Source organism: Nonlabens sp. (assembly GCF_039941875.1).
GTDB lineage: Bacteria > Bacteroidota > Bacteroidia > Flavobacteriales > Flavobacteriaceae > Nonlabens.
In genome coordinates this window covers 72,205-84,189 of record NZ_JBDVDQ010000015.1, presented here as the reverse complement: position 1 = coordinate 84,189, position 11,985 = coordinate 72,205, and the positions used below count along the sequence as shown (strand labels likewise).

Sequence of the window (11,985 nt, the reverse complement as noted above, 5' to 3'; positions counted from 1 at the left end):
CGGCATTTTAAGGCAATACCGCTTTTACTATATATATTTTGATTTAAAAAAAATCTTTTGTGTAATAAACCTGAATCTATCCTGCTGGTCTAAAGTCATCCGTTACATCTACTGCACCAAATTCAGTAAGAACTCTATCAGTAACAATTAACCAATCAAAATTAAAATAAGCTGGTACTGCTGCACTACTACTACCTGGTGTAATTCTTAATTCAAATACATTAGCTACACTAGACTGGTTAGGAATAAATCCATTAAGTCTTACCGCATGAAGTTTCCAGTTATTACCTGTATTTGCTTCAGCTCCTTGTAAACTACGTCTATTAGCCGAACCTGTACCACCTAGGTATATTTTAAATGCCATCTCAGTATCTTCAGTATTCATCCAGAAGTGTAGTACTGGATTATCACCGTAGTTACCAGCGTCTAGAATATTATTAAATGTTGCGCTAGTTGTGGTATCGTGAATTTTTGCTCTACCTACTGTAGAACTAGTAGATGTATTCATCTCTAGTGCATAGTAATTGTTACCTGGAAATGGTGGCTGAGAGACATTACCATTTACAGAAACAACAGCTAAAGGATCTTTAGAAGCATCAATTGCAAAAACCGAAGTAGGATCTGAATCAAATTCATATAATTGCTCAAACTGACCATTAATGTATGGCAAACCTGTTTGTGCTATAGTACCACCACCTTGAAAGTTAAGGTTAACATCGACAAATCCAGTAACGATATTACTAGGTACATTAAATCTTACTTCAGTAGGTGTTTGTGTTGTAAAAACTACATTAGTACCATTCACATCACCATCTGTAATTAGATTCATATCTTGACCAGTAACGATTACCTCATTATCACGAGTTAACACAGATGGAAAACCACCTATAGTAGGCTGTGGAAGAATAACTTCAAATCCAGTCGCTATTACAGTTGATTCCGGACCTGTAGCAGATAAATAATTGATAGCTACGTCTACAAGACCTACATTATTAGGAACACGAACTACTAACGCTTGATCTTCTTGAAACTCAATCACAGCAGGAGTACCTCCAAAAGAAACTTCAGTAACACCAGCTAGATCTGTACCTGTTAAATTAATAACAGAATTTACATCGCCGGCCGCAGGTAACGTATTAGTCACGGCAGGAACAGGATAAGTAACTGTTAAACCATCTGCACTTTCAGCTTCTTTACCTTGCTCTGTTACGATCTTGATCACTCCACTCGTAGCATTATTAGGCACTTGAATTTGTAATGTTTCACCTGTTATTCTTGATGTAATAACTGCTTCAACATCATTGATATAAGCTTCTGTAGCAAAGTTCAAAAATGTACCTTCTACAGTAACTATAGAGTTTACTGCAGCTGTACCTGGTGAAAAGGATGTAATAGTAGGCTGTGCCGACTGGATCTCCTCTACTGTTTGGTCTATCTCCACATCTGCATCACAAGCAATAAACACTCCAGCAAATATGGTCAAAACAACAAGTAATTTGTATATGTTTTTCATGATTTGAATTTTTAATTTCCTATTTAATTAATCCGATATTCTTTTGATCTGTTCCTGCATTTAAAAGCTCAGAATTACTTTTTAATGAGAAAGACTCTACACTATCCCACTTAGGGTTAGTTCTTAATATATTATTATCTGAAGCGCCTCCCGTGATTTTCACTTTACCGCTATTATAAATAACACAATTATCAATTTTTTGGTTAGCTCCTTTTAATTGGATGATACTTTCAGTATTTCTAGAATTATCAATTATTGAATTCTTAATACTAACTTTTTCTATTCCTTGTACTTTTATAATTCTACCTTTTTCAGAATCATCTACTCTATAAAAAACACAATGATCAATTGAAAGATTACCACCGGCTGTCCCCAATTCTTTACCTTTTCTAGAATAGTTAATTGCAAACTGCTCTATATCTGTAAATGAAGAATTGAAAACTATTATATTCTCTGCATTGTACTTACCCTCGGCTCCCTTTTCATAAGAAAGATTAAAGCCTCTGAAAGCATTCTTAATATGCGTATTTGAGAATGAGATGGTATCTGCCTTAGTACCTTTATAAGCTTTATAGATAGCGCCTCCGTCAGAATTATTAAAATTGTCCAACCTTACATTATGAACAAAAAGGTTATAAGTTTGAATAGTAGCATTATTAGGAGAAGTAAACGCATACTTCACAGCATCGTTACCTTCGTTATTACCGTCGATACTTAAATCTTGAACAGTCAATGAGTTTGAACCATCCATTCTAAAAATATACTGAGGTGTTTTCTCTAAATTTTCGGCTACCTTAATAAATGTTTTATCCATCCCTGCACCTTTAATTGTAATCTCATTGGCGATTTTATTCCCTTTAGAAAGAGAGTAAATACCTTCTTCAAGAATAATTGTAGTGGGACCTATTGTGTTTTTAATAGCTTTTTCTAGCGTACGTTCTCCTGGAGCGACTTTAACCACCACTTCAGATACCTTCTCAGCAATAGCTCTCATCTCTGCTATACTGATAAAACTTACACCAGCTTCAGACACCAAGGCTAAAGGTGGCTTAAAATTACCTGGTACAACAGCACCAGCTCTTAAATTAGATCTAAGAGTTCCAGTAGCGTCAACACGTACTTTAGGTTTGGTTTTTACTCCTACAAGTAATGAATCAAATTCTCTAATCGGCACCGCGATACCATTTGCCGCAGCCATTTTGAAATCAACTGTCTTTACTCCTTTAAAATCTTGAATAACAGACGCACTTGCAACATTACCATCCATATAAATACCAGTTACATCTCCAAAGGCAGCTGCAACTAAGGTTCTATCATCACTATAAAAAAGATTGTTTAAAAACTTAGTATTCAGTGGTGCAGCATCAGCTCCTTTTCTGGAATTAATAGCTAGTGCAACTGGTGTAGAGTTAATGATGGTATTATTTTGAATAATACCGTTTTCTACCTGATGGTAGCCATTCAACTCGGTATTAGGAATTCCATTCATAATAACTAAAGGTGCTCGATATTCCTTTCCTTTTATTCCGATCAAGATGTTATTCTGAACAATGTTACCTTTATTAATCATTCTAATACCACCTGACTTAGCTACATTGTTACCTATAATGACGTTACCATCAATTAAATTATTATTACCATGACGTAAAGTAATAGTCCCTTCACTCTCAAGAATTAAATTATTACGTACAATGTTATTCCCAGATTTAATAGAGATAATTTCTATTTCACCATTACACTTTTCAAAAAAGTTATTCTCTACTATAGTGCGAGAAGAATCCATCGAGTAAGTAGAGGTACCTATACGTATAGTCTCACCACCATTAAATCCTAACGGTATGCGCTCACCAAAATAATTATGGTCTATCCTATGTTGATTATCAGCACCATTTTTAAGTCTAACAGCTACAGTAGGACCTTTATTAGTTTTACCTAAAAAGGCGCAATGATCTACTCTATTATTTTTACCATGTAATGCTACATAATAAGAAGTAATATCTCTTTGATCTGGACCTACACTTATTACGGCACAATTAGTCAGTCTACTATATCTCGCAGGTGTATCTGAGTCTGCCTCAAATCTGATAACATTATTCTTTCCGGTATCTCCTCCATCAAACCATAATCCATGAACCTCTAGATAATCTCCTCCTATTCTCAATGAAGAGCTACCTGTTAATATTACTTTACCAGGTGTTTGGGCTCTAAGAACAACTGGTTTATCAGCAGTACCATTAGATTTAAACTTGATGTCTATATCACGCCATTCTTGATCTGCCATGATAATAGTATCACCTGGCATAGCTTTTTTGATAGCCGCATTAAGAGATTGAGAATTATCTACTGATATATTTTGCGCTTTCGCGAAAGCGAAACACATAACAAACCATATGATTATGTTAACTCTAATCTTCATTAATAACCTACGTTTTGTGCTACTGATGGGTTTAAATCAATCTCATACTGAGGGATAGGAAGCAACGTCTGAAACTGTTGAATAGGCGCAGTATTGAAAAATGGTGCGTCTGGATCATTGTATTGAAAATCTGTTGCAAAGTGATTATTCATTACAGTAACAGCTCTATTATTACGAACTAAGTCAAACCATCTGTGATTTTCAAATGCAAATTCTTTACGTCTTTCCTCTTCTAGCGCTAACTTAAATTCAAAGAACGTATCCACATCTGTTGCAACAGCGTCAGGTTGATTTGCTCTGTTTTTCACAAGGTTTAATAAATCTACAGCTTCTGTAGTTGGACCTGAATTTTCATTGATTGTTTCAGCAAGAAGTAAAACAGCATCTGCATAGCGGCTAATTACCCAGTCGTTAGGAGCGTCATCTACATTACCGAAGTCAGAATTATATTTACTGATGAAACGTTCAAAATTTGTATTACCAACATTATCAACCCATGAAGTTGAAAAGTTAACACCAGCTCTAGGATCATTTGCAGCATAAAGAGATTCCATACCTTCTGTAGGAACGTTAAACTCATCTCCACCACCGAATACAACCGCATTTTCACTTGCTCTAGGTGAGAATAAATTTGCAAATGGTGCACCTAAACCTACTAGACCTGATTGATAACGAACTGCAAAAAATATCTCGTCATTCATCTCATTATTGGTATCAAATACATCTTCATAGTTATCTAACAAACGTCCACCACTAGAAGAAACAACATCACGTAAAACAGTTTCTGCTCTTACTTTACTATCACTAGTTCCTAATGTTAGTAACGCTTTCCCTAATTCTAAACCTGCGGCCCATTTTGTTGCTCTACCTGCCTGATCAGATCCATAACTGTCCGGTAAATTGTTGTAAGCAAACTCTAGGTCTTCTATAATAACTGAATAAGCCTCTTCAATACTTTTACGCTCTAAGTTTCTAGCCTGAGAAGCGTCAACTGTTTCTGTAATTATAAATACACCTCCGTATAACCTAACTAAATTAAATAAAGAGTGACCTCTTAAAAATCTAGCCTCTCCTTCATACTGTGCTGCAAGGGTTGCATCTTCTACTACATCTATCGCTTCAATTACGTGGTTACTTAAACCTATCGTTTTATAAGATGCTCTCCAGTAGCTAGAAGTAAATTCATTTAATGGGTTAGAAACGAATTGGTCTAACTGACGGTAAGGTACGTTTGCATTTTGTGAATTATCAAAACTTAATTGAGTGTTATCACTACGCAACTCTGTGACCACCCATTCATCAAATTGTTTGTCTTGCAAAGAGTTATAAGCTCCAATTATTCCAAGGTTTACTTGATCTGCATTGGCATAAAAACCATCAGCACCTATGTCTGATATAGGTTCTAAATCTATGGCGTCCTCACATGAGTGTAATGCAGTTGCAATTACTATTAAGGCTGCTATTTTATAAATATATGTCTTCATCATGCTACTTTTTAAAATGTAATATCAATTCCTACTGCAAACTGTCTGCTTAATGGGTCAGCACCTCTCTGGTATCCAGAAACTAAAGGAGAAGCATACTGTCCTGACGTACGTACTTCTTCAGGGTTATTACCATAATAATCATCAGCAAAAATGTAAAATAAGTTTTGTGCCGAAGCAAAGATTCTAAAGGATTCAATACCCATAGACTCTGTAACTTTATCTGTAAAAGTGTAACCTAAAACAGCTTCTCTTAATGCTACATAACTAGCATCTTGGATTAACTGATCTGTTGCTGTCCACTCACGACCTACACGCCCAGTAGGCTGACTAGCTGGAACGTCTGCATGTACCCAACGATCTTCTAAGAAATCTGCATGTAATGCTCTAGTTTCAATATAGAATCCATCACCATAAAACACCTCAGCTCCATGGCTACCTTGTAACAAGAAGTAAAGGTCAAACCCTTTATACTTAAAAGTGTTAGATACACCCCAAGTAAAGTCTGGGAAAGGACTTCCTAAAGTAGTTCTATCTGCAGTTGTTATAACACCATCTCCATTAATATCTGCTACTCTTATTCCTCCTGGCGCGTCTTCTGCAGAACTAGGATTTGCATCAATCTCTGCTTGACTTTGCCATACACCTATAGATTGGTACCCATAAAACTGAATAGCTTCTTCACCTACTCTAGATATGTATTGATCTTCTCTTTCTCCATTATTGATAAATTGCTCTTCTCCACCTAGAGAAATTAATTTATTTTGATTAGAACTGATGTTACCTGAGAATACCCAGTTAAGATCACCAAAATCAAAATCAGTAGAAACTGCAAATTCAATACCTTGATTTTGAATTTTACCAACGTTATTTATGAAATTATCATGACCAGTCGCATAAGAAACATTTTGATTAAGTAATAAATCCTTTGTGATCGAATAATAATAATCTGCAGTAAATCTTACTCTTTTATCTAAGATAGCTGCATCGATACCTAAATCATAAGAATCTGTTTGCTCCCAACTGATACTTCTATTAGCAAGAGTGTTTCCACTTTCTGCAAGACCAGAAACAATAGCTCCAGGACCATCACCTAATGAATAATTAGAAGGGAATAACAAGTTAGTAAATGAATAATTGTCAATGTTATTATTACCTACAACACCATAACTCGCTCTCATTTTCAGTTGATTGAAGAAAGGAACCTTTTCATTGAAAAACTCTTCGTTATGAATGTTCCATCCCGCACTAGCTGAAGGGAAGAAGCCATATCTATTTTCAGGACCGAATAAAGAACTACCATCTGCTCTCGCAGCAACAGAAATTAAATACTTGTTATCATAATTATAATTCACACGAGCAAGACCAGAAAGTAAACCTATCTCTTCTTTAAGAGTAAACGTATCATTTGCATCAATAATAGTAGCTGCATTAATAGTTTCAATAAAGTCTGTCGGGAAATTGTTACCCAAAATACTTGAAGTTTTTAAGAAAGTATACTCATAAGTACCACCAGCTAAAAAGTCAAAATTATGATCACCAGTTTTGTAGTTATAATCAAATGTATGTTCAGTTACTACACGGTTTCTTATACTATTTACATCTTCACCAAAAGACTGCCCATTACTATTACCTTCAGATGTTCTAAAGCGCTCATCAACTCTTAATCTGAAATAAGCACCTACTCTACCTTGGTAATTAAAATTCTTTGCTATTTTCCAATCTAATTTACCATCTGCAACAAAACGGTATTCATATCGTACTCTTTTATCTTCTAATAATCTAGATAATGGATTGTTATTACTAGAACCCCAAATACTAGATTGTGTAAAATCTTGTTGTTGACCTTCGTCATCTACATAACTTAAATCTAAGTTTGTAAAATGTCTAGGATGTGCATAACTACCGACAGGCTGTCCTGTTAAATTGCTACTGAACTCATTGTGATAAGGAGCAAAGAAATTATAATTTCTAGAAAAATTTGAAAAATCTAATGCAGTACGTTGCTGTCTTGAATAAGATGGTCTAAAGTTAACTCCTAACTTCACATTATCATTTAATTTAGTATTAAAACGCGCTTGAAGATTTAACGCTTTATAATCCATACCTTTTACTAATCCTTCATCTTGTATATACTGTCCAGAGAAATAGTATTTTGTTAAACGACTACCTCCACCTACATCAAATTGATAATTCTGGATGGTTACATCATCAGCCTTAGCCTCTTCTAGCCAGTCTGTACCGTCTGTACTTCCACTTGTTCCCTGAGCAATAATACGACGAGCAAGTTCTAAATTAGTAAAACCAATTGAAGCTGGGTCACGACCTTCACTCAATGCAGTTGCATTTTCTGCAATCTGTCTTTCATTTCTTGTTAATTCAGTAAACTCAGTTGTGTTTAAAATCTCAGGCAATCTTAACACAGATTTTACACCTGTAAATGCTTTAAAGCTAAACTTAGGCTCACCGTCTCCATCTTTAGTAGTAACTAAAATAACACCATTTGCACCACGAGAACCGTAAAGAGCAGCAGAACTAGCATCTTTAAGAACCTCAATAGATTTAATAGAACTAGGATTTATAAATTCTAACGCATCTGCAATAGGGAAACCATCTACCACTATTAACGGTGTACCACTAGCTGTAATTGAAGATAAACCACGAATACTAATCTCTGGAGCGTCACCTACCTGACCTGATGTATTTTTAATTTGCACACCTGCCAACTTACCTTTTAAAGCGTCACCTACACCTGAGTAAGTTAATTCATCAAGGTTTTCATTTTTGAGCTGACTAACAGAGTTAGTAAGATTACTTCTTGACGACTTACCGTAAGCAACTACTATTACTTCATCTAAGGTTTCTTCATCTTCTTGCATGATGATTTCAAATGTAGTTTTATCACCTACAATTATATTTTGGGTTTTAAAACCCAAAGAACTAATAACCAGAACATCTTCTGGATTTGCCATAATTTTAAATTTACCATCTAAATCTGTAACAGCAGCTCTATTGGTATTTAAAATTTGGACAGTAGCGCCTAAAATAGACTCTAAATCTGCTCCAGACGTCACAGTACCAGTGACTTCCTTACCACTTTGCGCAATCGATATAGTGGGTAAACAAAGTAAGCAGAAAATAAAAAGTATCTTTCTCATATTCATTTTTAAAATATTTGTTAAGACACTTTAACTTAAAATCAACAAAATAGGTTCAACATTCTTATAAAGAATGCGCCTAAATTGTTAATTTCGCTATTAAAGAGTCTTACTCTTTTTGTTGATTATTTTAATTTTCAGAAAAGCATGAGTGGCAGCTCGTGCTTTTTTATTTTTTAATGTATTCCCTCAAGGCAGTAAAATGAATCTCCATTGCTTTTAAAGCTTCTTCTGGATTTTTATTTTTTATACCTTTTAAAATAGCATTGTGTTCTTTATTCAATTTCACAGCCTCAGATCTATCACATATATGCTCCTTATTAAAGTGACCGATAATACCTGGAACAATAATTTTCATAAGTCCATATAATACTGTATTCTCACTACATTTAACTATAGCAAGATGAAACTTCAAATCTTCAATCACAGAAGGTTCTCCATTAAGTATTTTCTCTTGAAAATCTAACTGAGCTTCTTCTAACCCTTTTAAAGACTCTTCACTATGTCTAACCGCTGCTAGTTTTATAGCTTGCGTCTCTAAAATTACTCTTGTTTCTACTAAAGATCTAAAATCAGGTAACTCTAGGTCTAGAATATCTGTCATCATACTATTGATAGATGGCATTCCTATACCTGTTATTACAGAACCACTTTGAGGCATTGTTTTAATAATACCATAAAACTCTAACTTTTGAATAGCTGCACGTATCTGATTACGTGAAACACTAAGTTTTTCAGAAAGCTTTCTTTCTGACGGCAACTTATCTCCAGCCTCTAATTGATGTTTTTCAATTAGTGCTTTTATTTTATTCATAACCTCAACGTCGCGATCTACATCGTTATCGTTGTCAGTTGTTAAATTTACAAGTTGTAGACCGTGTTCTAGCATTCAAAAATTGGTTTACCAATCTGGTTGCCCAAATTAAAGTGAATAGTTAGAGATATGCAAATATTCTAAGCCAAAAATTTTTAGATTTAGTAATATTTGCATTTTTAGATGAACATTTGTCAATAAAAGGCTACTTATTTATTGTTTTCGCAACTTCTACCGCGATTGATATATCTTTCTCTAATCCTTCGAAGTCGCCGCTACTTATTTTTTGTTTATCAAAAAGCTGACTTCCCATACCTACACAATTTACTCCTGCCTTAAACCATTCTCCCATAGAGTCGCTAGTAGGCTCTACACCACCAGTAGGCATAATTGCTAAGTGAGGCATAACTGATTTTACCGCTTTCGCGAAAGCGGAACCAATAACATTTGCTGGAAATATCTTAATCATCTCACAACCTAAATGCATAGCAGTGATCGTTTCTGTAATAGTAGCTACACCAGGAATGTAGGCAACATTATTCTCCTTACAGTACTCACCTAGTTCAATAACAAGACCAGGCGAAACAATAAATTGTGCACCACTCTCGATAAATGTTTGAGCTGTTTGAGAATCATAGATAGTTCCTACACCTAGAATTAAATCAGTTAAATCAGAAAAATGCTTAGAAACTTTTTTAAAAGTTTCTAAGCCATTTGTACCACGATTTACAAATTCAAAAATTCTAACTCCTCCATTATAAGAGGCTTGTATCGTTTTGATCACAACATCACTGTTTTCGTTAAAAAAAACAGGCACTATTTTATGATCTTTTGTGAGTTTTATAAAATTCTTAGTATCCATTATCTTAAAAGTCTTCCTACACTATTACCACTAACTAGTTCTTCTACTTCTTCTTTACTGCTTAAGTTCACATCACCTATTGTACTATGTTTTAAAACAGAGGCTGCTATTGCAAACTCTACAGTATGTTGTTCGTCTAGATTTAATAGTCCATATATTAGACCTGCCATAAATGCATCTCCACCACCTATGCGGTCCACGATATTTTTCATTTCATAAGTCTTAGATGTAAACATCTTTCCATCTTTATACATCACTGCTGTAAGTTCATTTCTAGAAGCAGACATTGCATTACGTATGGTTTTAGAAAAAACTTTAATGTGAGGATATTTCTCTTGAACCATTTCACAATTGGTTTGCCAGTCTTCGTTTACTATACCTAAACAGTTTTCTAAATCAACACGTCCTCCTACTACCACATCTGTAAGTTCTACAAGACCTGGCATGACATCTAATGGTTGTTTACCATATTGCCATAAATTTCTACGATAATTGATATCTCCACTAGTTGTAATACCTCTTTTACGAGCTTCTTTTAAAGCACGAAGAGTAACATCTGCAGCTTTTTGAGAAATAGCTGGTGTAATACCACTGTAATGAAACCAGTCAGCACCTTTAAAAACAACATCCCAATTTACTTCTGACTCATCTAGATCTCCAAAAGTGGTATCAAAACGGTCATAAACTATCCTAGAAGGTCTTTGCATTGCGCCAGATTCTAAATAATAGATACCTAAACGCCCTTCTTTACGGACCACTCCTTTATTACTTACACCATTTAATTTTAGAAAACGAGAAACGCGCTCTCCTAAATCATTATGAGGTAAAGCGGTTATGTGTGTAGCTTTTAATCCAAAATGCGCAAGAGAAACACCTACGTTAGCCTCTGAACCACCAAAGGTCACATCAAAATTTACAGTTTGAAATAATCTTTTATTATTAGGCACGGTTAATCTCATCAAAACCTCACCTAGAGTTACTACTTTTTGTGACATAATTTCTTTTAGTTGAGGCACAAACTTAAGGCATATCAATAGATTTGTGCAATAATTATACAATCCTGTACCTAATGAGTATAATTTTCTCTATCAACAATGCGTCTTAATCACCTATTAATACAAGCAATTACAGAAATTTACACAAAAAAAAGGCTGCAAGAGATTGCAGCCTTTTTTACAAAATAATTTTAAATAGGTTATGTAAGTTGTGCTTTCACAACAGTGCTTATAGTCCTGCCATCTGCTTTACCAGCAAGTTCTTTGTTTGCCATACCCATTACTTTACCCATATCTTTCATACTGGTCGCTCCAGTCTTAGAAATAATTTCTTTGACTATGGCAGCAACATCTTCTTCACTTAGTTGTTCTGGCAAGAATTTTTCTAAAACAGCCGCTTGAGCTAGTTCTGGCTCAGAAAGGTCTTCTCTATTTTGTTCAGAAAATATACGAGCACTATCCTTGCGTTGCTTTACTAGTTTTTGGACAATTTTGATTTCGTCCTCTTCAGTTAATTCTCCACCTCCAGATGTCTTTGATAATAACAACTCACTTTTTACCGCTCTTAAAGACGCTAGTGCAACTTGATCTTTTGCTTTCATGGCTTCTTTCATAGCTGCCATTATATCTTTTTCTAAACTCATAATTTTATCATCTATTCACCGCTGTACATTTAAACCATCACAACGATAATGTTTTATATATCTCTTTATACCTTTCAAAAATACGAATTTGAATTGCAT

Annotated in this window: 8 protein-coding genes; all 8 read right to left on the bottom strand. The window is 34.7% G+C overall.

Annotated elements, in window-relative coordinates:
- Window positions 1-76: 76 nt before the first annotated feature.
- The 8 genes from ABJF08_RS09715 to ABJF08_RS09680 all read right to left on the bottom strand — a co-directional run bounded on the left by ABJF08_RS09715 (window position 77) and on the right by ABJF08_RS09680 (window position 11,886).
- A complete protein-coding gene (locus ABJF08_RS09715; protein ID WP_348115962.1) occupies window positions 77-1,513 on the bottom strand; it encodes an IPT/TIG domain-containing protein in 1,437 nt (478 codons plus the stop codon).
- 19 nt (window positions 1,514-1,532) lie between these two features.
- Window positions 1,533-3,929 carry a polysaccharide lyase 6 family protein gene (locus ABJF08_RS09710; RefSeq protein ID WP_348115960.1) on the bottom strand — a complete coding sequence of 799 codons (2,397 nt, stop codon included), beginning with the start codon at window positions 3,927-3,929 and terminating at the stop codon, window positions 1,533-1,535.
- Complete coding sequence (locus ABJF08_RS09705; RefSeq protein WP_348115959.1) at window positions 3,929-5,413, bottom strand: RagB/SusD family nutrient uptake outer membrane protein; 1,485 nt, start codon at window positions 5,411-5,413, stop codon at window positions 3,929-3,931. Before ABJF08_RS09705 ends, ABJF08_RS09710 begins: the two co-directional genes overlap by 1 nt.
- An 11-nt stretch (window positions 5,414-5,424) precedes the next feature.
- Window positions 5,425-8,571 carry a TonB-dependent receptor gene (locus ABJF08_RS09700; protein ID WP_348115958.1) on the bottom strand — a complete coding sequence of 1,049 codons (3,147 nt, stop codon included), beginning with the start codon at window positions 8,569-8,571 and terminating at the stop codon, window positions 5,425-5,427.
- 169 nt (window positions 8,572-8,740) lie between these two features.
- Window positions 8,741-9,460, bottom strand: coding sequence for a FadR/GntR family transcriptional regulator (locus tag ABJF08_RS09695; protein ID WP_348115957.1), 720 nt, complete (start codon window positions 9,458-9,460; stop codon window positions 8,741-8,743).
- 130 nt (window positions 9,461-9,590) lie between these two features.
- Window positions 9,591-10,247, bottom strand: a complete 657-nt coding sequence (locus tag ABJF08_RS09690; RefSeq protein WP_348115956.1) for a bifunctional 4-hydroxy-2-oxoglutarate aldolase/2-dehydro-3-deoxy-phosphogluconate aldolase — start codon at window positions 10,245-10,247, stop codon at window positions 9,591-9,593.
- A complete protein-coding gene (locus ABJF08_RS09685; protein ID WP_348115955.1) occupies window positions 10,247-11,242 on the bottom strand; it encodes a sugar kinase in 996 nt (331 codons plus the stop codon). Before ABJF08_RS09685 ends, ABJF08_RS09690 begins: the two co-directional genes overlap by 1 nt.
- A gap of 200 nt (window positions 11,243-11,442) precedes the next feature.
- Window positions 11,443-11,886, bottom strand: coding sequence for a GatB/YqeY domain-containing protein (locus ABJF08_RS09680; RefSeq protein ID WP_348115954.1), 444 nt, complete (start codon window positions 11,884-11,886; stop codon window positions 11,443-11,445).
- Window positions 11,887-11,985: the final 99 nt, after the last annotated feature.

What these genes read in the sequence shown, in the direction of transcription:
- ABJF08_RS09700 (WP_348115958.1), bottom strand. Translation starts at nt 8,571, where the DNA reads ATGAGAAAGATACTTTTTATTTTCTGCTTACTTTGTTTACCCACTATA.
- ABJF08_RS09695 (WP_348115957.1), bottom strand. Translation starts at nt 9,460, where the DNA reads ATGCTAGAACACGGTCTACAACTTGTAAATTTAACAACTGACAACGAT.
- ABJF08_RS09685 (WP_348115955.1), bottom strand. Translation starts at nt 11,242, where the DNA reads ATGTCACAAAAAGTAGTAACTCTAGGTGAGGTTTTGATGAGATTAACC.
- ABJF08_RS09680 (WP_348115954.1), bottom strand. Translation starts at nt 11,886, where the DNA reads ATGAGTTTAGAAAAAGATATAATGGCAGCTATGAAAGAAGCCATGAAA.
- ABJF08_RS09690 (WP_348115956.1), bottom strand. Translation starts at nt 10,247, where the DNA reads ATGGATACTAAGAATTTTATAAAACTCACAAAAGATCATAAAATAGTG.
- ABJF08_RS09715 (WP_348115962.1), bottom strand. Translation starts at nt 1,513, where the DNA reads ATGAAAAACATATACAAATTACTTGTTGTTTTGACCATATTTGCTGGA.
- ABJF08_RS09705 (WP_348115959.1), bottom strand. Translation starts at nt 5,413, where the DNA reads ATGAAGACATATATTTATAAAATAGCAGCCTTAATAGTAATTGCAACT.
- ABJF08_RS09710 (WP_348115960.1), bottom strand. Translation starts at nt 3,929, where the DNA reads ATGAAGATTAGAGTTAACATAATCATATGGTTTGTTATGTGTTTCGCT.